Raw genomic sequence first — 25,228 nt, 5'->3', positions numbered from 1 at the left:
AAAAATAACTTCTTGGGTTGCGCTTAAACTGCAACACATCCTAAAACCAAACTCCCAAATTCCCCCCCCCCCCCGTATCTACACTATATCCACCACCGCATAGCATTAACATCTTTACTCCTTTTTAATCCTTATTTTTAAAACCCTATTTTGATAAAATCCACCCAAAAATTAAAGGGTTAAAATGGCGCTCAATCAAAAAAATGAAGCAAAAATCTATTTTCTCTCCCACAATGAAAGCATCAAAGAAGTTGCAAAGAGGTTTAACATCCCCTATCGCACCTTTGCCCATTGGGTATCAAGTGAAAAATGGGAAGCAGGGAGTGCTATTGCAGGAATTAGCGAAAAACATCTCCAAAAAGATCTAGTCAAAAAAGAATTTGGAAGCGTGATGCAACTCATTGCAGAAGACACAAAAAGTCAGATTAAGCGAAATTTGGGTGATGATGCTTATCTTATTGATGAGATGATTTTAAACAATATCCTAGAGGATAGCACAGATAAGATTCTAACTAATGCCATTAATCTAAACTACATTCAAAAAAACATTGCCCTAAGTGCAGTGGTGGCTAGAAATGAGCTTTTAAAAATGCTAAAATTTGCTAAAGAACACCAAGCAGATCCGACTATCATTGCAGCTGCAGAACGAGTGCAAAAAATCTTTTTGGATTTGAAAGAGAGTGCCTTTGGCAAAAACTATGTCCCAAAAGACAATAAAGAGACTATTAATTATGAAGAATTAAGCGATGAGGAATTAGAGAGAATTCTAAAAGAAAATGAGTGAATTACCACTCAAAATCTCTTATGTCCCTCATTCTCTCTTTGCTTTCTTCATCACTATGAATCATATTACCACCAAAATCCCAGCTCATTCCTCCATTATCGTGGTAATAAACATCACCTCTTTTAAAAGTAGATTCTCCATTACTATTATAATAGCTATCGCCTCTTTTTTCTATCCTCTCTCCATTATCCAAAAAAAGCGTATTGCCATTTCTATAGTTAGTCTCTCCATTGTCGTGAAAATAAATATTGCCATTTTTTAAAGTAGAATCTCCATTAGGATAAATCCTAATCTCTGCAAACGCTCCACAAATCAAAAGGCAAAAAATAAAAACAATCTTTTTCATCCTCTTTCCTTGTTTGTTTTTATTCCAATACCTTGCTATGTTTCCGTTCTTACAAACCTATAAAATCCTATAAAAAGATATAAAACTCTATAAATAGGATTTTTGTTGTATTCCTGCCTCAACCTTGCTAGTTGCTATTTGATTTATTGCTAAATCATTCAACAGAGCTGTCAAGTCCGCAGGCGTAAATTCGGCAAGAACTTTGCCTATTTTTTGCTGTAATTGTGAAAGCAAATTAAGACTAGCATTATAGTCTCTATCAATGCTAATTCCACATTCATCGCAAATATAAACTCTATCTTTTAGAGTTAAATTCTCTTTTATAGTTCCACAATTAGAGCATAATTTAGAACTAGGATAAAATCTATCTACTTGATAGATTCCTTTATCATTGTAGCTAGATTTATATTCTAATTGCCTTTTAAACTCATAAAAACTTACATCGCTTATAGATTTAGCAAGTCTATGATTACTCATCATCCCTTTTACATTTAAATCCTCTAAGCAAAAATATTTAACATTTGCTGTCAAGCTAGAAGTAAGCTTGTGTAAAAAATCACTTCTTATATTTGCGATTTTACGATGTAATTTATTTAGCTTAATACTTGCTTTTAGATAATTGCTAGATTTTTTAATGCCTTGTAATGCTTCTTGCTTGGTTTTTGCGTGTTGCTTTTTGCTTAGCTGTCTAGCTCTTTTTATCATTAAGCGATTAAGCTTAGCTAATGGTTTAGGTGCTTTTATCTCTAAGCCATTAGATAAACTTAAAAACGATTTTAAGCCTACATCTATGCCAAGTGCTAGATTATTATTTTTAGCTTTATTATGAGTTTTTAGATACTCATCTTTACTGATTTGCATACTAAAAGAAACAAAGAATTTATCAGCACTTTGAGAAATAGTAAAAGAATTGATTTTACCATTAAATCTCAATTTCTCTTTCATTTTTACAAGTCCTAAATTTGGCACTTTTAGATATTTTTCATCTTTGATTATTGCTTGGTCTCCACCTATGTAGTAAGAGCCAAAGTTATCTCTTTTTTTCTTAAACTTTGGATAGCTTACTTTACCTTGTTTTAAATCTCTAAAAAATTTTTGAAATGCTAGATTTAGATTTAAAAAAGGCTGTTGCGTAGCATATTTACTTACTTCATAAGTAAAAGGAAATTGTTCTTTTTTTATAGCATTAAACTCTTTTTTAAGCTCTAAATGAGATTTTTTAATGCCTTGCTTATAGTATTCTTGCCATTTAGCGAGTCCCCAATTATAAGCAAGTCTAGCACAACCAAAGGCTTTTTTAAAATGAGTTTTAGCCTTATTGTTTGGCTTTAATTCTACCTTATGAGAAATGCTAATAAGTTCATTATTGTTCGCTGACATTTGCTACCACCACTTCTTGCATTTCATCTAAAAGTTTTTTATTTTTCTTTGAGCGTGAGCCATAAAGTCTAGCTGAAAATACTGTGATTATTTCTAACACATCTTTGGCTAATTCTTCTTCAAATTTTACGCTTTCTTCGCCTTTATTTATGATTATTACTTCTACTTCTTTGGCTTGACATATAGAAAATACTAACTCAGCACCAAAGCGTAAAAGTCTGTCTTTGTGAGTTAAAACTAGTCTTTTTACTTTACCATCTAGAATTTGATTTAGCAATTTAGTTAAGCCTTTTTTATAATAATTCATACCAGAGCCTAAATCTTGTATAACTTCATAATTAAAGCCTTGTTTAGAACAATATAGCTCTAAGACTTGAACTTGTCTTATTAAATCATCTTTTTGGTCGTGGCTAGAAACACGAGCATAAGCAATAGTTTTTAAGCTATCTTTATTAAAAACTAGGTTTTTATTTATAGCTTTTAATGTTTCTAGTTTATACCTACGCTCTCCACCTTTGGTCATATCATCAGGCTTTAACAAGCCTTTTTTATCCCAATTTCTAAGAGTTTGGATAGTAACACCAAGAGCTTTACTAGCTTGACCGATTGATAATAATTTATTCATAAGTGGCATTATAACAAAATTTTAGAAAATCAGTCAAGTAAAATCTATAAAATATTTATATAATTTTATAGATTTTTTTAGAATTTACTTAGCAGTTTCCAACCCCCCCATCAAAAGCTTAAAAAATCCATAAACACGAACCTCACGCCAATTGCCACAAATATAAACATTATTTACCGCCCCAAATCATCTTGACTAGAGTGTTTCTCACCTAAATTTACTAAAATAATCCCAATTAATGCCAAAGTAAGCCCAATATACTCCTGTGTATTTAAATGATTGTCAAAAATAAAAACCGAAATAATCGTAATCAATGATAAACCTACAATTTCCCAAATGGCATACGCCGTGCCTACATTAATTCTTTGGATAGCCAAAGACATAAAATAATACGAAATTCCCAGCATAAAAAACATACAACCATAAGCAAAAAACTTATTAACTTGCCCAGAATAATTCATAACAGAAACCCCAAATACCTCACAAAAAATAGCCATTATTAAAAATAACCACGCACGAAACATTTCTTAAAAACCCTTTTGAATTAAAAATATTTACAAAAATTAAATTGTAATGCAGAAAAATTAATAACAAGGAGGATCGATGGTTTGTTGAAGTTTAAAGACTTTCATAGCAAAATTATAGCATAAAAGCTTTTCTAAAAATAAAAAGTGTTAAAATACAGAACTATTTTTCAAAGGCAATTTAAGTGGAAATTACACTACCTAGTTACACAATTTCTTTTGGTGCTCTACCTAAAATCAAGCACAGGGGTAAAGTTTTAGTTATTACAAATCCAAAAATTGCAGGCTTACATCTACAAAAGCTGCTTGCTAACCTTGAAGCTACTGAGGTGTATTGCATTTGTCTCCAAGATGGAGAATCTTATAAAAATTTTCAAAGTGTTGAAATTATTTTAGAGGCTGCTTTTAACCATCGCCTTGATAGAAATTCCTTAATGATCGCTTTTGGCGGAGGAGTAATTGGTGATATGGTAGGATTTGCCGCAGGAATCTTTATGCGCGGAATCCACTTTATTCAAATCCCTACAACCTTGCTTTCACAAGTGGATTCAAGTGTTGGAGGCAAAACAGGAATTAACAATCAATTTGGGAAAAATCTCATTGGGCTTTTTCATCAACCCAAGGCAGTTTATATTGACACAGAATTCTTGCAAACTTTACCGCCAAGAGAATTTAGTGCCGGAGTTGCAGAAGTTATTAAAATGGCTATTTGTTTTGATAAGGACTTTTTTAATCAGCTTTGCACCTCCAATCTCAATGATTCAAATGCCCTTTTACAAGTCATTTACAAAGCTGTATCTATCAAGGCAAAAGTTGTTGCAGAAGATGAAAAAGAAAAAGGAATTAGAGCAGCTCTAAACTATGGGCATACCTTTGGACATATTATTGAACTACAAAGTGGCTATGGGACTTATCTTCATGGAGAAGCCGTAAGCTTGGGAATGGTTATGGCAAATACCCTTGCTTTAAAACTCAATCTCATCACACAAGAAGAATCTAAGCTTATCTTAAAAACCCTTCAAAGATTCCATTTGCCTACAAGCTACAAGATTAAAAATACAGAATCATTTTATCAAGCCTTTTTCTTAGATAAAAAAAGCCAAAACAATCAAATCACCTTTATTTTGCCTAGTGGCATTGGTAATTTTTCTTTCCAAACTAATATTCCAAAATCTACGATTATTGAGGTCTTAGAGGAATTTGCATGAAAAAACTTCTGCATTTAATTTCTCTCCTGTTTTTATTTCTAACTCCGCTATTTGCAGAACTCAAGGATGATATTCAGCAAATTAAACAAATCGATTCACAAATCACAAAAATTAACAATTTTCTTAATCACCAAAATAATATTTGGATGAAAAAATATTCAAACTATCAAGCTTATCAGCAAGTGAGCTTTAATCTCAATCAAACCAAAAAAGAAATTCAAGCACTTCAAGAATCCCCAAACACACTTGAAAATCAAACTCAACTCAATAACCTTAAACGAAATCTCATAGCTCTCCAAAACCAAAAAGATCTGCTAGGGCACTACAAAGATGCGCCCTTTAAAGAACTTATCGAGCCTAATGAATTAGAAAAAACTACCAATGTTACTAATCCTATTTTGATTATTAATGCTCTCTCTCGTATCAAAAAAAATAATGAGGAGCTAGGGAATCTCCAAAAAAATTATGAAACTCTTGAAGAAAATATCTCGCAACTCCGACAAAAAGAGCAACTACTTAAAAATTTACTTGTTCTTTATGAAACTTCTAAAGATAAAACAAAGATTCAACAAATTTGTGCCACAAATTACTGCATTTTTAGTAGCATCAATCAAATCTATGAGGAAATCAAAAACACCACCAATGCATTAAAAATCCTAGAAAATACCAAAAATATTTTTGCCACAACTTTACAAATTTTTTCTAAAGAGATTGAAGAAGTTAATAATCATCTAACCTCACAAATCAAATCCCAGATCATTAAGGGAATTACAATTGGTGTTAGCATTTTAATTCTTTTGGGAATTGCTTTTTTTATCAAACTTGGAGTGCGCAAATACATTCACGATAACGAAAGAATCTACACTACCAACAAAATCATTAATTTTTTAAATATTTCTCTTATTATCCTTATTTTACTTTTTTCCTATTTAGATAATGTGGGTTACCTTGTTACTGTGCTTGGATTTGCCTCTGCTGGTTTGGCTATTGCAATGAAAGATCTTTTTATGTCTGTTTTGGGCTGGATTGTTATTGTTGTGGGTGGTTCTGTGCATGCAGGTGATAGAATCAAAGTCGTCAAAGAAGGGGCTGTGTATGTAGGCGATGTGCTTGATATTTCAATTTTACGCATTACCTTATATGAAGACATCACACTCACAACTTATACCGAAAATCGCCGAGCTGGGCGTGTCATTTTTATCCCTAATAACTTTGTTTTTACCACTATGTTTTCAAACTACACCCACGGAGGAATCAAAACCGTTTGGGATGGTATTGACTTTACTATTACCTTTGATTCAGATCACGCTAAGGCTTGTCATATCGCTAGAGAATGTGCAAAAAAATACGCCAAAGGATACACAGAATCCACAAGAAAACAATTCAATAAATTGCGCGATCGCTACACCTTTAAAAATACCAATGTAGAACCGCGCGTATTTAGTCTTTTAGAGCAAAATGGGATTAAAATATCTGTATGGTATCTCACCAATGCCTATGCCACTCTAGCTCTTAGAAGCACCATAAGCTCTGAAATTATTGATCTTATTTTAAAAGAAGAAAATATCAAAATTGCTTATCCAAGCACCACAATTTATGAGGGCAATAAACTCTCTAGCACATTGCCTAAAACCAATGGCTCAATCCCACTTACATGAAAGTTCCCTATGCAAAAACCTAAAGTATTTTTTAAAACCTTTGGTTGTCGCACCAACCTTTTTGATACACAAGTTATGATTCATTCCCTAAAGGATTTTTCGCAAACCCCTTATGAAGAAGATTCAGATATTATTGTAGTGAATTCTTGCACTGTTACTAATGGCGCTGATAGTGGAGTTAGAAACTACATTAATCGCCTTCAAAATGAGGGTAAAAAAATCTTTTTTACCGGCTGCGGTGTGAAAACTCAAGGACAGGAATTATTACAAAAAGGACTTATTATCGGTGCTTTTGGTCATTCTTATAAAGAATCAATCAATGAAATTTTAAAGCGCACCCAAAATTTTTATTTAGAAGGTGATTTAGAGAGTTTAGATCGCAACATTATTAGTGATTTTATTGGTAAAAGTCGTGCTTTTATCAAGATTCAAGAAGGTTGTGATTTTGCATGTTCTTATTGTATTATTCCTAGTGTAAGGGGAAAAGCAAGAAGTTTTGAGAAAAATAAAATTATCAATCAAATTGCCAAGCTCACACAAAATGGCTTTAGCGAATTTATCTTAACTGGCACTAATATGGGAAGTTGGGGTAAAGATTTAAATGAAAGTTTAACTAACCTATTAGAATCAATTTGCGCAATTCCCGAAGTCAAACGACTGCGCCTAGGGAGTCTTGAACCCTCACAAATCACACAAGATTTTTTAGATTTTCTAGATCACCCAAAGATTGAAAAACACCTACACATTGCACTACAACATACTTCTCCTTTTATGCTAAAGCTTATGAATCGCCAAAATATTTTTGAAAAAGATTTAGAGCTTTTTAATGCCTTAGCCAAAAAAGGCTTTGCATTAGGAAGTGACTTTATCGTTGGACACCCACAAGAAAGCCAAAAAATTTGGGAAGAAGCTTTTAATAACTTTGTTTTATTCCCCCTTACACATCTTCATAGCTTTATTTATAGTCCTAGAACAGGGACTTTTTCAGCTTCACTAAAAGAAATAGTTTCTGGAGATATTTCAAAAATCCGCAAAAAACAAATCGAATCCAAAGTTGCAGAAAACAATTTTACCTTTAGGAAAAAACTCTCAAAAGACAATAAGCCTCTCAATGTCTTGATTGAAGAAGTAAAAAGCAATGAAAATTCTTATCTTGCTAGTGGTTTTGATGAATATTACAACAAGATTCAAATCACTTCTAAAACCCAATTAACCAAAGATTCGTGGATTACAATACCACACTTTATACCACAAATGGATAAAAACTATGCAGAAATTTAAAACCCTCTATTTTGGAATTTTTACCCTAATATTTGCAATTGTTATCTTTAGTATTTTTGTTCTAAAAGACAATGCTATCTTAATTAGCACAACCCATCTAGATAAAATACTCCAAGACTCCCTACCCACACAAGCAAAAATCAAAGGAGACTATCTTTATTTTAATCTTGATGGTAAAAATTATAAAATTGCCAAAGACACGATTGATTTAAAAAGTTTTGGACAAACAATACCTTTAGAAATTACGCAAGAAAATAGTATTTTAGAAAATTTTGCTTTATTTTTGTTAGCGTTGTTATTGATGCTTGTAATTTTATTCTTTTTAACTAAACCCCAAAAAAACCTACAAAACAACTCCCAAAAAGATTCTGACTATCAAAAACAAGCACGAGCTATTGCTTCTGAAGCCTTTCTTTTGCATAATATCAAGCCCATTACTTCTCATCTTGGCTTTGAAGATGTAGCAGGAATCTCAGAAGCCAAAGAAGAGCTAAAAGAGATTGTAGATTATCTAAGATTCCCAAAAAAATACCAAGATTTTGGCGTGAAACTCCCCAAAGGCGTGCTTTTAGTAGGACCCCCTGGTGTTGGGAAAACACTCATCGCAAAAGCATTAGCAGGAGAAGCAAAGGTTCCCTTTTATTACCAAAGTGGTGCAAGTTTTGTGCAAATTTATGTGGGAATGGGCGCTAAGAGAGTGCATGATTTATTTACCAAAGCCAAACTCAACGCACCTGCGATTATTTTTATTGATGAAATTGATGCTGTTGGCAAGGCGCGTGGTGGAATGCGTAATGAAGAGCGCGAAACCACACTCAACCAACTCTTAACAGAAATGGATGGTTTTGAAGATAGTAGCGGAATTATTGTCATTGGGGCGACTAACAACATAGAATCAATGGACGAAGCTCTACTTAGAAGCGGGAGATTTGATCGACGAATTTTTATAGAATTACCCAATTTGCAAGAACGCATTAAGATTTTAAAAGTGCATACAAGAGACAAAAATTGTGATTTTAACTATGAAGAAGTCGCTAAGCTTTGCGTGGGGTTTAGTGGAGCTGCACTTGCTTCTTTGGTCAATGAAGCGGCACTTTTTGCTATCAAGCGAAACTCTAATATTATCCAAAAAGAAGATATTTTAAATGTTCGCGATAAGGTAATTGTAGGGATTAGAAAAAAATTAAGCTATGATGAAAAAGAAAAAGAAATCCTAGCGTATTATCAAGCCGCAAAGGCGTTTAGTGCTTATTGGTTTGAAATTCCTTTTGAAAAAATTACTTTAATGAGCAACACTCTAAAATACCTTGATAAAGAGCTCTTAAGCAAAAATGAGCTGGAAAATCAAATCAAAATTCATCTATCTGGAATTGCTGCATTAGAGTTACTTTATAATGAAAGCTATTCTTATGCTAAAGATGACTTGAATGAAGCCAAAAAATTAGCTCATAAAATGGTAGAATCTTATGGTATGGGAGAATTATTGCTTGGTAGCGAAAAAGATATGGTAAGAATACTAGAAGATTGCAAAAATGATCGCCTAAGTTTCTTTAAAAACTATAAATATCTTTTGGAGAAAATCCAAAAAGAACTCTTAACTAAGGAAAAATTAGAATACCACGAAATTAGAGATTTAATCCATGCAGAATTATAAGATTTTTGGAGAATCTTGCACTCCACACTTTATTCCAAAAGAACTTTTAAATCCTTTTAGTGTAATTGGAATCCAAAAAGAATGGCAAAAATCTATTGATTACACACTCTCCACACTCAAAAAACAGCAACGCATTCAAAGTATTCTTTTGGTTTTTTTTACCCATTTGGATTTATCACTAATTTATCAGCGCAAACTAACGGAAATTTTAAAGTATAAATGTAAAATTTATTTTTTTATTTCAAAAAATTCTTTTAATTTTGAAGAATGCAACCACCTAAGCCAATTTGGCTTAGTGATTGCCTTTTAATCAGTAAGCTTTTCTACCACATTGCCATTCAATTTCTTTTGCTCCAAGCATACCTTGCGCTTGTGGAATCGCATCAACACTCACAAACATTCCCACTTTTAAAGCACTAAATTTCTCATGAGTATCCCATGCACCAAACATACCACAATCATCTCCTTTTAACTCTGTATAAGGAAACACTTGTATTTCTACATTTCCACTTGGTCCTGCAATTGTAATTGTTTTTTTAGCATCATTAATTTGAGTAATTTGCCCATCAATATCAAAATCTGCCACTGCTGAAAGACTAAACAAACCCACTGCTAACAACCCTGTAATAATTTTCTTGATTTTCATTTTTAATCCTTTCTTGTAAAAATTCATTTAGAATTGTAGTAGTTTTTTGTGTATTTTTTGTCAAGATTAATAAAATTTTTCTTGAAATTTCTATCAATCGCAAAACTACATTCCATACCAAGATTCTAATTTTTATGATAAAATCCCACGCTAAAAAGGCTTATATTTGAAAGAATCTATTATTAAGCAAAACACTCTTATGTTAGCTCCATTAGCAGGCTATAGCGATTTACCCTTTAGAGAAGTTGTTAAAAAGTTTGGTGCAGATATTACTGTGAGTGAGATGATAAGTGTCCATGCTCTTGCTTTTCAAAATAAAAAAACAATCAAAATGATAGAAAAATCTCCCCTTGAAAATCCCTTTGCATTGCAAATTGCAGGGAATGATTTCCAGATTATCCAAAGGGCTGTTGAATTTTTAAACCAATTCAAAGATTCCATTCAGATTCTTGATCTAAACTGCGGCTGTCCTGCTCCAAAAGTCTCAAGTCATGGGAGTGGAAGTTCTTTGCTTAAAGACTTAAATAAGCTAGTTAAGATTCTAAATCTTTTAAGAAAAACTAGTCTTTTCCCTTATCTTAGCGTTAAGGTTCGTTTAGGATTTGATAAAAAAATCCCTTTAGAAATTGCCAAAGCTCTTAGCGATTCTCCTATTGATTATGTTGTGGTGCATGGTAGAACTAAGAGCGATGGTTATAAAAAAGACAAAATTGATTATGATTCAATTAGAATCATTAAAGAAAATATTCCTCACCCACTTATCGCAAATGGTGAAATTAATTCCCCAGAAACAGCAAAAAAAGTGAAAGAATTCACAGGGGCTGATGGTATTATGATAGGAAGATCTGCTATTGAAAAGCCATGGATTTTTACACAAATTAAAAATAATCTAGAAGAATCAGTTGCGCTAAGAAAACAAGTTGCCCTAGAACATTTTGATAGAACAATTGAATTTAGAGGGGATTATGGAGCCATTATGTTTAGAAAGAACCTCCACGCCTACTCTAAAGGACTAAAAGGTGCTAGTGAGTTTCGCAGCAAAGTTAATGCTATCACCAACCCAACTACTATGCGTGAGGAGATTTTAAATTTCTTTTCGCATAGCGATTTTGAAAATTAGCATTTAAAAGAATCAAGCTGATCATTTAGTCCATTTGCTTTTTCTGAAATTTCTTGCGTAATTTCATTAATCAAATCTACACTTTGTGTATTTTCTTGTGTAAGTTTTTCTACTTCTCCTACTTGTTTTAAGACTTCACTTACATTAGAAAAGAGATCTTGCATTTTCTGCATTGTCTCCAAAGATGCCTGCACAGAACCTTCCAAAGCCTTAACATTACTTTCAAGGATTCTAGTGCTATCCATAGAAGAATCAGAAACCCTGCTAATTTTTTGAACATTATCGCTCATTGCACTATTAGAATCGCTAATAGACTGAATAATAGTATTCACAACTGCATTAATTTCACTCAAGCTTTTTTGCGTTCTTTCTGCTAGTTTCCTTACCTCATCAGCTACTACAGCAAATCCCCTGCCTGCTTCTCCAGCCCGTGCTGCTTCAATATTAGCATTAAGTGCCAATAAGCTTGTTTGATCAGCAATTTCAGAAATTATACTCAAAACATCTTTGATTTTGTCTGTTTCTTGTGCGCTCATTGCCAATCCATCTGCAATATGATGCTCTGCATTAACATTTTCTTGCACATCATTAGCTACTTGGATAAGCATTTCTTTTGTTTGCAAAAGCTGCTTAGTTGTTTCTTGGATATTGTGAGTATTTCTTTGCACCAATTCCATCGAATCGCTTAGCATACTCTCAATATTTTTCCCAAGCTTGGTGCTATTTTGGACTACTTCTACAGACTTCCCTATTCTTTCATTAATCTCTTTAGAAGCCACAAAAAGCCTGTTGGCTTGAGCAATGTTTTGATGACTTAGCTCTTTAGCATTTGAAACCATATTTCCAATTTTTTCTATAAAATCATTAATATAAGAATTTGCTCTAGATATTTCATTGCCATTTTTTGCAGGCAAACGCTTAGTCAAATCCCCATCGCCTTGAGAGAGATCATAAGCCATATTAGATAAATTAGAAATTGGATAAAAAACCCAACGATTAATAAAAAACAAAAGCAACAATAATAAAATAATACCCACTAACACTATATAAAATACAATTTTATATTTTATAACATTAGAATTTTCAACTAATTCTTTACTTGAAACTTGCATTTCAGCAACTCCAAGCACATCGCCTATTTGCGAAGTAGCATGACACATAAGACAAGACTCTTCTGCGATAATTGGCTTTGCCATTAAATAACCTTTGTCTTTATTAGCTTCATAAGGTCGTAACAATTCTTCTTTACTGGCAAAAACATCTAAAATCTCTTGCTTATTTGTATATTCTTTATCAAGCCCCATAAGTTCAATAACATTTTTAGCAGGAAAAACTTCCATATTCACAATTCCAGGAACTTTTTTAGATCCCTCAATAAAGCTACCTATAATTATGGGATCTCCTGTATTCATAGCCACTTCCAATCCCTCAAAAAGCATTGCATTAAGTTTGTTTAGCTCCTTTCTAAAGCTATCTTCTACAATGTTCTCTAGCCCCCTGTTGAGATTAAAATGCACCAACCCCAAAAGCACTGCCAAAAATACTACAATAAGCGCAATAATTTTAGATCGAATTGTTTTGAATATTTTCATGTCCTATAATCCCCAGCTTTCTAAAAAGAGTTATCTAAAAAACTTTAGGTGGCATTATACACCATTTACTTTTTTAATTTCATTAAATGTACTTTCAAAAGCTTTTTCATCTCCTATCGCAATCTAAACCTTCATATTTTTTATCATTACAAATTTATATTATCTCTAGCAAAAGGCATTTTGATTTGAAACTCCACCCCATCTTTGCAGTTGCTATAAGAAATGCTGCCACCCATTTTTTCCAAAATCACAAAAACCATGGCAAGTCCAATCCCACTACCATTTTCTTTAGTTGTAAAATAACTCTCAAAAATTTTCTTTCCTATCTCTTCGCTAATACCACCACCATTATCTCTAATCTTTAAAAAACAAAGTTTATTTTTCTGATCTTTATCACAAGAAATCACAATCTTCCCCTCATCAATCTCATTTTTTAAAAACCTTGCTCTAATCGCATCAATAGCATTATCCAAAAGCACCACAATAATTTGCTGAAATTCATTTTTACTAGCCAAAATACTCGCTTTTTCATCTATGTTAAGTTCTATTGTAATTCTTTTGTCTATAAGCTGATAAAACAACTCTAAAATATTCTTAATTGCCTCATAAGCCCCAAATCTCTCCATATCCTTTGATGGTTTAAAAAATTCTCTAAATTCATCAATAGTTTTTGACATAAATCGAATTTGTTCAGACATAATTTTAATATACTTCTCAAACCTCTCTTCATCAAGCTCTCCATATTGTCTCATTTCTTTAAGATTTTGGCACAATAAATAAAGTGAATTAAGTGGCTGCTTCCACTGATGCGCGATATTTCCAAGCATTTTTCCCATTTCTTCCATTTTGCTTTTTTGTATCAACATAGCCTGCCTATTGCGTAATTTCTGCTCTAATTCCACAATCTCTGAAATATCTACAAAAGCAAAATATAATGCCTTTTTGCCTTCATAAACAAAAGCATGAACCGAAACAATCACAGGCAAATTTTTGCGCTCGTTTTTTATAATAGTTTTAAAATTTTGTTTCTTTTTATGCTCTAATGCTTCATTAATCTTTGACAAAACAAAATTTTGCGATTCTAAGCTCCCAAATAACTCTAAAAAACATTCTTTCATTGCTTTTATATTTAAGATTTCTAATGCGCTTTGATTGTATTTTAAAATCTCAAACCTTTCTGCTTTAGAATATTTTGCAATCACAATAGGATTTAAACTATTTTCAAATAAATATTCTGATAAATGATCGCTGTGTATTCTCTTAGCTACTTCATATTCAAGCTGCATAGCTAATTCTTCACTTAAAATTTTGATTTTTTCTTGCTTTTCTGTTAGTGTTGTTTCTAGCTTTGTTTTGTCTTGCAAGATTTTTCTATAATTAAAAACAAAAAATAACAAAAGCCAAGTTATCGCAACCAAAATTCCAAAGATTAAGATTCCAATTGAATAGTTTTCATTCCACTCTAGCATTTTAATCCACAAATTTAATTTTATCTAAGATTATAACAAAATTATTCCAAATCAAAATCAATTAATCATGCTATTAAAGCTTTTTATTGTATTAGTTTTGTTAAAATTCCGTTCATTTTTATTTTAAGGCATTGTAATGACAACGACTTTTTTACTTGAAATCGGAACTCAAGAGCTTCCTGCAATCCCGCTTCTAACAGAGCTTCCAAATATTAAGCCTAAATTTGCAAAAATTTTAGAAAAATATCGCTTATTATGCGACTTTGATTTTTTCTACACACCAAGGCGTTTAGTTCTCATTGCAAAACAATTCCCAATTACACAAAAATCTCAAACACTTGAATTTTTTGGACCGCCTTTAAATATCGCTTACAAAGATAATGAACCAACACAAGCTGCGCTAGGTTTTTTTAAAAAATGCGGAATCACTCAACAAGAAGCCACCACTCTCATAAAAGATGGTAAAGAAATCTTATATTTCAAAAAAGAATCTCCACAAACACCTGCACAAGATCTGCTCCAAACTATTACACAAGAATTTTTAGAATCACTAAACTTTGGAAAAAGTATGCGTTGGAGCAATCACAGAGAATCTTTTATACGCCCTATTTCTTGGATTCTCTGTTTGCTAAATGACACTCTTATCCCCCTTCATCTCTATGGCACAAATTCCAAAGCTCAAACTTTTGTTCATCGTAATATCAGCTTTGATGCCAAAGAAGTTGCAAGTTTTGAAGACTACTTCCAAGTCTTACAAGAAGGCAAGATTATTCTCAAACAAGATCAAAGACGCGAAAAGATTTTGCAAGAAATCCAAGCTATCCAAGCCCAAAAAGGGATTAAAGTTGAAATTGATGAGGGGCTTTTAGAAGAGATAGTTAGTATTACTGAATACCCAACAGCGCTTTTTGGTGAATTTAGCGAATACTTTTTAGAGTTACCACCACCTTGTATCATCACTTCAATGAAAATCAATCAGCGCTATTTTGCAACCTACAAAAATGAAAAACTCCACAATGGCTTTGTAATGGTTTCTAATAGCCTTTCAGAAAAAAATCAAATCATCATTGAAGGCAATATTAAAGTTTTAAAAGCTAGATTAGAAGATGCACTCTTTTTCTACCATAATGACTTAAAAAATGGCTTAAATCCAGAAAAACTCAAAGAGGTTACTTTTGTTGAGGGATTAGGGACAATGTGGGATAAAGCCCAAAGAGAGAGACAAATTATCAAGATGCTAGCACCGCTTTATCAAACAAATTTTAATTCACAAGATTTTGGGCTTACTTTAGAGATTCTAGATCAAGCCTCTAGCCTTTCTAAAGCAGATTTAATGAGCGAAATGGTCTATGAATTTACCGATTTGCAAGGTATTATGGGTTATTACTATGCCAATGCTTTAGGTTATGAGAGCAATGTCGCTTTAGCAATCAAAGAACAATACTTGCCAAACTCTGAAGAAAGCCCACTTCCAAGCAATCTCATTAGTGCTTTTGTTGCCCTTGCTTACAAACTTGATAATCTTTTGGGATTATTTAGTGTCAAAAAAATCCCAAGTGGTTCTAGAGATCCATTTGCCCTAAGACGCGCAGCAATCGGAATCATTAAGATTATTTTACATTTTAACTTACCTTTTAATCTCAAAAAGATTTTTTCTCTTCTTGCACCACTTTATCGCCCTTTTGACTTGCAACAATTAGAAAGTTTTATTTTAGAGCGACTAGATTCTATGCTTTCTTTTAATGTTTCATTACTTCGCGCGGTTTTAGCCACCGGAGAGAGAGATTTATTGCAAATCTATCAAAAGCTCTCTGTGTTAGATTCTATCCTAAAAAATCAAGATAAAACCCTATTAACACAAACTTTCAAACGAGTAGCAAACATCACCAAAGAGATTAATTTAGATTCTAATCTTTCTATTAAAACTGACAAACTTTTAGCTAGTGAAGAAATAGAACTCTACAAAGCTTTTTGTGCTTATGAAGAAAAGTCTGCAACTTTAAATTACCAAGAACAATTAGAGAATCTCTTAGCATTAAATCCACTTTTAAGTCGCTTTTTTGATAAAGTTTTGGTTAATGCGCCTGATGAAGATTTTAAAAGCAATCGTAAAAATCTTATCGCTAAAATCTACAAAGCTTTCCTTGAAATCGCAGACATCAAAGAAATTAGCTTTTAGGAATTGTTGTTGAATTTTTTTAACTCTTTAGATCTTACCAAACTCAAAAAAGAAATTGATAGAAAAAAGCAAGATTACCCCCAAGAGTGGCTAGGCAGAAGCCTAGCCTACACGCCATACCAACCACGCCCCATTAAAACAATCCTAACAAAAACCAAAGATTTCAATCCTAAAAATATCTATCAAATCCCTCTAACCAATGATTTTTTACAAATTGCTAAAACCAACGAAACCCTAGCTTCTTGTTTTTCGGTTTATTCTTTAGAGAATCTAACCTTTATCCGACGCTATGTCCAAATACCCCTTATCTTTAATTATCCCATAGTTGATTCTTATCAGATTCTAGAATCACTAGTTTTTGGCGCTGATTGTATTATTTTAAATCCTGCCATTTTATCGCAAAAAGAACTTAAAGAACTTAATGATTTCACCATCAAACTTGGATTGCAAAGCATTTTTAAAATAACCACTAAAGAAGATTTACGTAAGGCTATTTTTGCTGGTGTGGAGATTCTAAACATACAAGATTCTATTGATTTAATCCCCCTTATACCAAATAACAAAATCATTCTTGCCAATCAAGCATTCCAAAAAACAAAAGGGGTTGATTCTTGCTTTGTTTTTCTTTAAAAACATAAAAAAATAAAAAAATTAAGCATTATTTTAGAATCTTTTGGTTAAAAACTTTGATTTAATTTTCCTTAAGGAGTGTCCATGTCTTTAATGATTAATGAAGAATGCATTGCTTGTGATGCCTGTCGTGAAGAGTGTCCAAATGAAGCGATTGATGAGGGAGATCCTTATTACATTATTGATCCTGAGCTTTGCACTGAATGCTATGGTTTTTATGATGAACCTGCTTGTTTATCGGTTTGTCCTGTAGATGCGATTGTCTCTGATCCTGACAATATCGAATCACTTGAAGAATTAAAATTCAAACATTCTCAAATCCGCAAAGAAGATTAATGGCAAAAATTACTGCAATCATTGATATCGGTTCCAACTCTGCAAGAATGGCTATTTTTGAAAAAACAAGCCATTTAGGATTCCACTTGCTTTATGAAACTAAAAGCAAGGTTAGAATCTCCGAATCCACCTATGAACACAATGGCTTTTTACAAGAAATTCCAATGCAGCGGGCTATCGATGCTTTGCGAGATTTTCTATGGATTGCCAAACTCCATAAAGCACGAAAAATTATTTGTGTTGCCACTTCTGCCCTAAGAGATGCACCAAACCGAGATATTTTCTTGCAACAAGCTAGAAAAATTGGTCTTAATATTAAAGTTATCAATGGGGAAAAAGAAGCTTATTTTGGGGCAATTGCTGCCTTAAATTTATTGCCTTACAAAGAGGGTATCACCATTGATATTGGCGGTGGAAGCACTGAGTGCGCATTAATACAAAATCGCAAAATTATTGATAAAATCTCCCTTAATCTTGGGACAATCCGCTTAAAAGAACTCTTTTTTGACAAAGGCGATTATAAAGGTGCAAGAAACTTTGTCTTAGAGAGTTTAAAAAGTGTTCCTAATCATTTTAAAAATGCTAGAATCTTTGGAATTGGTGGAACTGCAAGGGCACTAAGCAAAGCCATTCAAAAACAAATCAATTATCCGCTAGACACACTCCATGGCTTTGAATATTACTTCAAAGATTATCATCATTTTTTCAAAACAATCTACACAAGCTCACAAGAGGATTTATTGCGCTTAAATATCAAAGAAGACCGCTTAGATTCTATTCAAGGAGGGGCTTTAATTTTTCATTTAGCTTTAGAGCTTTTTGAGGCTAAAACTATCGTAACAAGCGGAGTTGGAGTGCGAGAAGGTGTATTTTTAAATGATCTTTTACGCAATCATAATCAACACTTTCCTGATAACTTCAACCCAAGTGTGAGAAATCTCAAAGATCGATTTATTAAAAATCATCAGCAATCTAGTATCACCAAAAAATTAGCTCTAAAGCTTTTTAGAGCACAAGAATCCTTAAAACTCTTTAGTCCAAATCTTAAAAATCACCTTAGTGTTGCTGCAGAGCTCTGTAATATTGGTATTGCACTTAATTTTTATGAAAAAAATCATCATAGTAATTATATTTTATTAAATGCACTAAATTATGCGCTAAGCCACGAAGATAGGCTAATTATCGCTACACTTGTGCGCTTTAATGGCAAAAAAATCCCTGAAGATTTAGCTTTCAAAAATCTCTTGCCACCCCTAGATACCTTACGAGTTTTGAGCTTTTTTGTCGGACTTTCAGAGATTCTTAGCTACAACAAACAGCCCGAGCTTTTTTCTTTTAATTTCTTAGAAAACGGGAGTCATACTCTCCAAATCACTCACCCTAGTGTTTCTTATCTCACAAAAGAAAAACTCAAAAAACTAACACTCCCAAAAACAATACAAATAGAACTATGCTAAAACCTCTTAAAATAGCCTTTGTGCGACTCACTGCAATGGGAGATATTATTCATAGTGCTAGTGTTTTACCTCTCTTACACCAAACACTCTCTCAACACTATCAGCCCATATTTCATTGGTATGTTGATTTAGAATTTCAAGAAATCTTGCAAGATTCGCCTTATCTTAACAAAATCATTGCACTCCCACTTAAAAAAAGTCTAAAAAATAAAAACCTTAAGGCTCTCTATGCTATCTATCAAACCCTAAAGCTTGAATCTTATGATATCGTAATTGACTTTCAAGGATTGCTTAAATCAGCTATCATCAGTAAGCTTTTAGATTCCAAGCAATACATTGGCTTTAGCTTTAAAAGCACTAAAGAATCTCTAGCTTCTTTATTTTATAAAAAAACCATACAAATCCCCTACCAAGAACATATTCTCTTACGCAATGCCACACTTGCTTTTAGTGCTTTTAATCTCCCTATTCCTGATATTCAAACACTTCTAAATCCAAAGTCTTTTTTAGGATATAATCCAAATTTAACCCCAAAGCTCAATCAAGATTCTGCTAAGATTCTCCTGGTGCTTGAAACCTCAAAACCCAACAAAACCTATCCGCAACATCTTTTTTTAGAGCTTACAAAGCTTTTTAATATTGCCAATCTCTCGCCCATTCTCCTAAGCCACAAAAGCACCATAACTGATTCTGCGCTTAGTTTTCAAGCCCTTAACAATCTTAGCTTAGATTCCATAAAAGCTCTTGTAGCGCAAATGGATTTAGTTATCGGTGGAGATACTGGAATCACTCATTTAGCTTGGGCTCTAAAGCGTCCCTCTATCACACTCTTTGGTGCCACGCCTCCAAGCCGATTTAATCTCCAAACCAAGCAAAATCACTATCTTATGGCAAATCCTAATGCTAATTATGCTAAGCAAGATTTTAGCATTCAAAAGATTTCACCAAAAGAAATTTTTAACCTAGCAATCACTCTCCTAAAGGGAAAAATATGAAAAGATTCCTATTGTTTTCTTTTTTAAAATGTCTTGGTTATCTTTTCTTATATATGCCTCATTTTTTACGCTTAGGCTTTGCCAAAACAATCGCTCTAATCCTTTTTTTGCTTGATAGAAGGCGTAAATTTGATCTTCTTACAAACCTTGATTTTGCCTATAATCATTCTCTCCCACCCTCACAAAAAAAGGAAATCTTAAAAACCAATTATCTTAATTTGGTCTATAATAGCATTAGCTTTTTTATGCTATCTGTTAGCAATAAAACCCAAATTTTAAATACAATTAGAATTGATAAACCTGAAATCATTCATAAGCTTCTTGAAACTAACACCAAGATTGTTTTTGTAACTGCTCATTTTGGGAATTGGGAATACACCACTCCAGCCTTTTCTTGTTATTTTAATCACAAAATCACTGCTGTAGCGCGTATGACTCCCTATCCACTTATCAATGAATACCTCATCAAAGTTCGCTCTAAATTTAATATCACTATCCTAGATAAAAAAGGAGCTGCAATCCCTCTTGCTAGGGCACTTAAGAAAGACAATGTAGTGGGAATCGTAACCGATCAAAACACCACTTCTAAAGAGGGTGAGTTAGTGGATTTCTTTGGCAAAAAAGTGCGCCATACACCCATTGCTTCACTGCTTGCAAGAAAATTTGATGCAAAAATCATTCATTTTGTTGCTTATTATTCCAAAGATTACAAAAAGATTCTTATTAAGATTCTACCCCCCATTGAATTCCAAAAAACAGATGATGCACAAAGCGATATTCATAACCTCACTCAAATTCAAAGCGATATTTTAGAGCAAATTATCAGAGAAAATCCAAAAGAATGGTTGTGGTTTCATAAAAAATTCAAGAATCAATATCCAGAAATATACAAGGCTAAAAAGTGAAAATTTTAATTATCAAAATCGCCTATATCGGAGATGTTTTACTTACTACTCCACTTTTTTATAATCTCAAGCAACATTATGGAGAATCTTGCACTTTAGACATACTTGTTAATGAAGGAACTCAAGGTATTCTTTCTATGCAATACCTAAATACAATACATACTCTAAAAAGAAGTCGAAATAAACTCCAAAGAATCAAGGATGATTTAAAACTTCTAAAAGCCATAAAAAAAGCAAAATATGATAGGGTGATTTCGCTAACTGCCGGTGATAGAAGTGCCTTTTTAGCATTTTGGAGTGGCGCAAAAATACGCATTGGATTCCCACCCAAAGCCTTTTGGGCAAAAAATATCTACACGCTAAAACTCACACAAAAATACCAACACGCTTTAGAAAACAATCTTGAAGCTTTAAAAATCCTAAACATTCCTATTTTATCAAAAAAAGTTCTCCCCCCCACTCCACAAAAAACAGAAAAACTTCAAAATCTACCACAAACTTTCATTCATCTGCATCTTTTTAGTCGCTGTTTTTACAAATGTCTTAGCGATTCTTTTTGTGCTAAAATGATTGATTTTATCACATATAATTATCAAACTCATTGTATCTTGACTGCTGCTAATGACTCTAAAGAATCCAAAAAATTACATAATATCCTAAAACTCTGCCAAAGCAAACCACTCTTTTTTGATGGGACATTAAACTTAGCTGAAGTTACTTTTTTAAACTCTAAGGCTTTGGCTTTTATCGGAGTTGATACAGGCATTATGCATCTCTCTGCTGCAAACGATACCCCTACTTTTGCCTTTTTTGGTCCAAGTTATGTTAAGGTTTGGGGACCATGGGATAATGCCTTAGAATCTAACTTTTATCCCAATTCTAATGGAATTCAACAAATGGGCAAACACCTTGTTTATCAAGAAACCTTGCAATGCGTTCCTTGTGGTAAAGAAGGCTGTGATGATTCTCAAAAAAGCGATTGTTTATTAATCAAACTTAATGAGGCAAAGGCACTGCAAAGTTTAAAGGATTTTTTAAATCCTTTATTTCAAAAAAATTAAACAATAAATGAATATTTTTATTCGCTTTTATTATTATTTTTGCCATAATTAGTAAATTTTTAACACAAAAAGGATTTGTATGCTGATTAAAGGGGCGATGATTTGTGATGCAAATGGTGAATACAAAGGTGATATTCGCATAAAAGATGACAAAATTATAGAAATAAATCGCAGTATCATAGCTCACGATTCTGAGGAAATTTTAGAGGCAAATGGCTTAGTGGCTATGCCAAGCGCTATTGATTTAAATGTGCAACTTCAAAGCTTTAATAAAGAAAATCTCATTAATCTTTCACATAAAGCTGCATTAGGGGGAATTAGCCTTTTAGCTCTTACACCTAATTTTCCAGATTCCTTTAGCGCAGAGCTTGGAATAGAACTTCTTAATACCTTGCAAGATTCTTTTGAAGCGCAAATTTTGGGGCTTATCCAAAATGGCTTTGAAAACATTTCTGCTCTCCACAAAAAAGGTGCAAAGGGAATCTATGCAAAATCTAGCCAAAATGGAAATGCTTTGCGCATTGCTTGTGATTTTGCCTTAATGTTTGATATTCCAATATTCTTTGAATGTGAAGATGTTTCACTAAGTGCTAATGGCGTTATGAATGAAGGAAAACTTAGCAGCAAACTTGGACTCTTAGGGATTAACGAACTTAGTGAAACTAAGGAGGTAGCTATGATTAGCGAACTAGTACGCTTTATGGGAACTAAATCTGTTTTTAACTCCATTGCTTCAATTAGAAGTCTTGAAATACTAAAAAATATCAAAAAACTGCATTCTAGTCTTTTTATCCAAACTTCTATCCATCATTTAATCTTAACAGAAAATCACTGCAATAATTACAACACTCTTGCAAAAATCAAACCCCCTTTAAAATCTGAAGAAACTCGCTCAAAATTAGTTAATTATCTAAAAGCGATGGATATTGATTTGCTTACCTCCTTGCAATTCTCTCAACCCCTAGCCCAAAAAGATTTGCCTTTTGATGAGGCTGCCTTTGGGATTGATATGATTGAATATTTTATACCGATGTGCTACACGCTAATGGTTAAAACAATGCATATGAGCCTAAAAGATCTTAGCAAAATTCTTTCACTCAATCCTGCTAAAATCATGGGATTAGATAATTATGGACTTCTTAAGGAAGGTTATTATGCGGATTTGGTTCTTTTTAATCCAAAAGAATCGCAAGTGATTAACAACATAGAATCACCTTATTATGATTGGGTTTTCTCTGGAAAAGTAAAGGAACATTTTATCAAAGGAAAAAGAGTTATTAAGGAAAATTAATGCAAGAGAAAATAGAAGCAAAAATTATTTTATTAACCGATAAATTCATAGAATGGTCTATTGATTTTATCCCTTATTTAATTAGCGCTATTGTAATCATGGTTTGTGGCTATTACATTGCGCGTATTCTCTCAAAATACACAGAAAAAGCTATCATCAAAACTACCAAAGATGAGACTCTAGGACTTTTTTTAAAAAATGTTGTCTTTGCAGGAATCTTGCTACTTACTTTCATTACCGCTCTAACCAATCTTGGCGTAAAAACAACTTCCATTATCGCTGTTTTAGGAACTGCTGGTTTAGCAATCGCTCTTTCTTTAAAAGATTCTCTTTCTAATCTTGCTAGTGGAATCATTTTAGTTACCTTAAGAAGATTTAATCGTGGCGATACTATCAATGTGAATTCTATCATAGGAAAAGTTGATTCAATTAATCTCTTTGAGACCAAACTCACAACCCCCGATAATCAAGTAATTATTATGCCAAATTCTTTACTTGTTTCCTCGCCCATTATTAATGTCAATATCAATTCTACAAGGCGTATGGATTTGATTTTTGGGATTGATTATGGGAGCAATTTAGCCAAAGCCAAGCAAATTTTAGAGGAAATTTTTACCCAAGATGAACTAGTTTTAGAAGATCCAATGCCCGTTGTTGGTGTGCATGCCTTAAATGCTAGTAGCGTAGATTTACTCGTGCGTTTTTGGGTTAAAACCGAAAACTATTTTCAAGCCAATATCACGCTTCCTCAAAAAGTTAAAGCCATTTTTGAACAACAAGGCATTGAAATTCCTTACAACAAACTTGATATCAACATTAATCCCACACAAACTTCTCTACTTGAAGGCAAAAAATAATGTATTTAATAGGGGCTGATTCTTTATTGCTTTGCAATGAAGACTTTACAACATTAAAAAAAGGTGGAATCTATTTCAATGAAAAAGAAATTTTAGAAATTGATTTATATGAAAAGCTACAAAACAAACCCGCAAAATATCAAAAATACTATCATAATTGCGTTATTACCCCGACTCTCTCTAACCTTCATTTACACTTAGAGTTTAGTCAAAATAAGGGAATTTTGGAGTTTGGGAATTTTGGAGTTTGGCTTGATAGCGTGATAGAAAACCGCGATTCTTTAATGGATGATTCACTTCAAACACAAATGGAGCAAGAAATCCAAAATTTACTTAAAAGTGGTGTGGGCTTTGTAGGAGCAATTTCAAGCTATGGTTATGATTTAATAGCACTTGCTAATAGTCCTTTGCGCACAATTTATTTTAATGAAGTCATTGGCTCTAAGCCTGAAATTTTAGACGCACTTTATCAAAATCTCCTTGCAAGGCTAGAAGAATCTAAAAAATTTGCTTCTCAAAAGTTTTTTCCTGCTCTTGCCATTCATTCACCCTATTCTGTGCATCCTGCCTTGCTTAAACAAACCCTTAGCTTAGCAAAAACACAGAATCTGCCACTAAGCATTCATTTTTTGGAATCCAAAGAAGAGAGAGAATGGCTAGAATCCAAAACTGGATATTTTCAAAACTTTTTTAAAAAATTTTTCAATGCTCAAATGCAACCCTTTTACACTCCTAGTGAATTTTTAGAATCTTTTAAAACACTAAAGCCTTATTTTGTGCATTGCTTAGAAGCCACCTATCAAGAATTAGAAGTCATTGCTAAAATGCAAGGACATATCATTTCTTGTGTGAAATCAAATCGTCTTTTAAACAACAAAGTATTAGATTTAAATCTTTGTAAAAAACTTGGAATCAATCCTATTTTTGCTACCGATGGTAAAAGTTCCAATGATTCACTCTCACTCCTTGATGAGCTCCGCACTGCTTTATATATTTATGCTAATGAAGATTTAGAATCATTAGCTAAAACTCTACTTTTAGGAGTTACTTATTATGCTCACAAAAACAATCCTTTAAAGATAAAAACAGGCTCACTCCAAAAGGGCTTTTTACCTGATTTTGCCATTTTTAAACTAAATACTAAACGCCAAAGCGCACTTGATCTTTTACTTTATGCAAAAGAAGCTAAAGCCCTTTATATTGGCGGAAAACAAATCATTTAAGGAGAGA

24 protein-coding genes are annotated in these 25,228 nt (G+C 32.9%); 17 read left to right on the top strand and 7 right to left on the bottom strand.

Going from position 1 to position 25,228, the window contains the following annotated elements; genetic code table 11:
- The first annotated feature begins 184 nt into the window (after positions 1-184).
- Positions 185-784, top strand: coding sequence for a hypothetical protein (locus tag MKD52_RS04055; RefSeq protein WP_242099341.1), 600 nt, complete (start codon positions 185-187; stop codon positions 782-784).
- Position 785: 1 nt separating this feature from the next.
- Here the strand turns inward: MKD52_RS04055 and MKD52_RS04050 are convergent, their stop codons facing one another.
- The 4 genes from MKD52_RS04050 to MKD52_RS04035 all read right to left on the bottom strand — a co-directional run bounded on the left by MKD52_RS04050 (position 786) and on the right by MKD52_RS04035 (position 3,659).
- Complete coding sequence (locus tag MKD52_RS04050; RefSeq protein ID WP_242099340.1) at positions 786-1,130, bottom strand: hypothetical protein; 345 nt, start codon at positions 1,128-1,130, stop codon at positions 786-788.
- Positions 1,131-1,217: 87 nt separating this feature from the next.
- A complete protein-coding gene (locus tag MKD52_RS04045) occupies positions 1,218-2,510 on the bottom strand; it encodes a transposase (RefSeq protein ID WP_242099339.1) in 1,293 nt (430 codons plus the stop codon).
- Entirely contained in the window at positions 2,494-3,135 is a 642-nt protein-coding gene (locus MKD52_RS04040; RefSeq protein WP_057040232.1) for an IS607-like element ISChh1 family transposase, read from the bottom strand. The genes MKD52_RS04045 and MKD52_RS04040 overlap by 17 nt, the downstream gene beginning before the upstream one ends.
- Before the next feature lie 173 nt (positions 3,136-3,308).
- Complete coding sequence (locus tag MKD52_RS04035) at positions 3,309-3,659, bottom strand: multidrug efflux SMR transporter (RefSeq protein ID WP_242099338.1); 351 nt, start codon at positions 3,657-3,659, stop codon at positions 3,309-3,311.
- 185 nt (positions 3,660-3,844) lie between these two features.
- Between MKD52_RS04035 and aroB the strand changes: the two genes are divergently transcribed.
- From aroB to MKD52_RS04010, 5 genes are read left to right on the top strand one after another with little or no spacing between them, the layout of a single operon-like run.
- A complete protein-coding gene (gene aroB / locus MKD52_RS04030; RefSeq protein ID WP_242099337.1) occupies positions 3,845-4,867 on the top strand; it encodes a 3-dehydroquinate synthase in 1,023 nt (340 codons plus the stop codon).
- Positions 4,864-6,525 (top strand): mechanosensitive ion channel domain-containing protein, encoded by a 1,662-nt coding sequence (locus tag MKD52_RS04025; protein ID WP_242099336.1) that lies wholly within the window; start codon positions 4,864-4,866, stop codon positions 6,523-6,525. The genes aroB and MKD52_RS04025 overlap by 4 nt, the downstream gene beginning before the upstream one ends.
- A 9-nt stretch (positions 6,526-6,534) precedes the next feature.
- Positions 6,535-7,806, top strand: coding sequence for a tRNA (N(6)-L-threonylcarbamoyladenosine(37)-C(2))-methylthiotransferase MtaB (gene mtaB, locus MKD52_RS04020; protein WP_242099335.1), 1,272 nt, complete (start codon positions 6,535-6,537; stop codon positions 7,804-7,806).
- A complete protein-coding gene (locus MKD52_RS04015) occupies positions 7,793-9,460 on the top strand; it encodes an ATP-dependent metallopeptidase FtsH/Yme1/Tma family protein (RefSeq protein ID WP_242099334.1) in 1,668 nt (555 codons plus the stop codon). The genes mtaB and MKD52_RS04015 overlap by 14 nt, the downstream gene beginning before the upstream one ends.
- Entirely contained in the window at positions 9,447-9,770 is a 324-nt protein-coding gene (locus tag MKD52_RS04010) for a hypothetical protein (protein ID WP_242099333.1), read from the top strand. Before MKD52_RS04015 ends, MKD52_RS04010 begins: the two co-directional genes overlap by 14 nt.
- Here the strand turns inward: MKD52_RS04010 and MKD52_RS04005 are convergent, their stop codons facing one another.
- Positions 9,771-10,106, bottom strand: coding sequence for a DUF5666 domain-containing protein (locus MKD52_RS04005; protein ID WP_242099332.1), 336 nt, complete (start codon positions 10,104-10,106; stop codon positions 9,771-9,773).
- A 166-nt stretch (positions 10,107-10,272) separates the two neighbouring features.
- Here MKD52_RS04005 and MKD52_RS04000 point away from each other — a divergent pair, with 166 nt between their 5' ends.
- Positions 10,273-11,226 (top strand): tRNA-dihydrouridine synthase, encoded by a 954-nt coding sequence (locus tag MKD52_RS04000; RefSeq protein WP_242099331.1) that lies wholly within the window; start codon positions 10,273-10,275, stop codon positions 11,224-11,226.
- On the opposite strand, the gene MKD52_RS03995 is transcribed toward MKD52_RS04000, so the two are convergent.
- Complete coding sequence (locus MKD52_RS03995; RefSeq protein WP_242099330.1) at positions 11,223-12,818, bottom strand: methyl-accepting chemotaxis protein; 1,596 nt, start codon at positions 12,816-12,818, stop codon at positions 11,223-11,225. The two genes, MKD52_RS04000 and MKD52_RS03995, sit on opposite strands and share 4 nt — an antisense overlap.
- Before the next feature lie 146 nt (positions 12,819-12,964).
- Positions 12,965-14,287 (bottom strand): ATP-binding protein, encoded by a 1,323-nt coding sequence (locus MKD52_RS03990; protein ID WP_242099329.1) that lies wholly within the window; start codon positions 14,285-14,287, stop codon positions 12,965-12,967.
- Between the two features lie 136 nt (positions 14,288-14,423).
- On the opposite strand from MKD52_RS03990, the gene glyS reads away from it, so the two are divergent.
- The 10 genes from glyS to MKD52_RS03940 all read left to right on the top strand — a co-directional run bounded on the left by glyS (position 14,424) and on the right by MKD52_RS03940 (position 25,221).
- The gene (glyS, locus tag MKD52_RS03985; RefSeq protein ID WP_242099328.1) at positions 14,424-16,466 is read left to right on the top strand and encodes a glycine--tRNA ligase subunit beta; all 2,043 of its coding nucleotides are present in this window, start codon (positions 14,424-14,426) and stop codon (positions 16,464-16,466) included.
- A gap of 9 nt (positions 16,467-16,475) precedes the next feature.
- Positions 16,476-17,096, top strand: a complete 621-nt coding sequence (locus MKD52_RS03980) for a hypothetical protein (protein WP_181566521.1) — start codon at positions 16,476-16,478, stop codon at positions 17,094-17,096.
- A gap of 84 nt (positions 17,097-17,180) precedes the next feature.
- On the top strand, positions 17,181-17,432 hold the full coding sequence (locus tag MKD52_RS03975; protein ID WP_112056877.1) for a YfhL family 4Fe-4S dicluster ferredoxin: 252 nt from the start codon (positions 17,181-17,183) through the stop codon (positions 17,430-17,432).
- Positions 17,432-18,889: a Ppx/GppA phosphatase family protein gene (locus tag MKD52_RS03970; protein WP_112056878.1), complete on the top strand. Its 1,458-nt coding sequence runs from the start codon at positions 17,432-17,434 to the stop codon at positions 18,887-18,889. The genes MKD52_RS03975 and MKD52_RS03970 overlap by 1 nt, the downstream gene beginning before the upstream one ends.
- Entirely contained in the window at positions 18,883-19,884 is a 1,002-nt protein-coding gene (gene waaC, locus MKD52_RS03965; protein WP_242099327.1) for a lipopolysaccharide heptosyltransferase I, read from the top strand. The genes MKD52_RS03970 and waaC overlap by 7 nt, the downstream gene beginning before the upstream one ends.
- Positions 19,881-20,789: a lipid A biosynthesis lauroyl acyltransferase gene (locus MKD52_RS03960; RefSeq protein WP_242099326.1), complete on the top strand. Its 909-nt coding sequence runs from the start codon at positions 19,881-19,883 to the stop codon at positions 20,787-20,789. The genes waaC and MKD52_RS03960 overlap by 4 nt, the downstream gene beginning before the upstream one ends.
- Entirely contained in the window at positions 20,786-21,850 is a 1,065-nt protein-coding gene (locus tag MKD52_RS03955; RefSeq protein WP_242099325.1) for a glycosyltransferase family 9 protein, read from the top strand. Before MKD52_RS03960 ends, MKD52_RS03955 begins: the two co-directional genes overlap by 4 nt.
- Positions 21,851-21,929: 79 nt before the next feature.
- A complete protein-coding gene (locus MKD52_RS03950; protein WP_242099324.1) occupies positions 21,930-23,141 on the top strand; it encodes an amidohydrolase family protein in 1,212 nt (403 codons plus the stop codon).
- Positions 23,141-23,998, top strand: a complete 858-nt coding sequence (locus tag MKD52_RS03945; RefSeq protein WP_242099323.1) for a mechanosensitive ion channel domain-containing protein — start codon at positions 23,141-23,143, stop codon at positions 23,996-23,998. The genes MKD52_RS03950 and MKD52_RS03945 overlap by 1 nt, the downstream gene beginning before the upstream one ends.
- Positions 23,998-25,221, top strand: coding sequence for an aminofutalosine deaminase family hydrolase (locus tag MKD52_RS03940; protein ID WP_242099322.1), 1,224 nt, complete (start codon positions 23,998-24,000; stop codon positions 25,219-25,221). The genes MKD52_RS03945 and MKD52_RS03940 overlap by 1 nt, the downstream gene beginning before the upstream one ends.
- Positions 25,222-25,228 lie beyond the last annotated feature (7 nt).

Origin of the sequence: Helicobacter sp. CaF467b, from assembly GCF_022664765.1 — a bacterium.
Taxonomy (GTDB): domain Bacteria; phylum Campylobacterota; class Campylobacteria; order Campylobacterales; family Helicobacteraceae; genus Helicobacter_D; species Helicobacter_D colisuis.
Note: the sequence above shows the minus strand (reverse complement) of the source record. Positions and strands in the feature narration are given on the sequence as shown.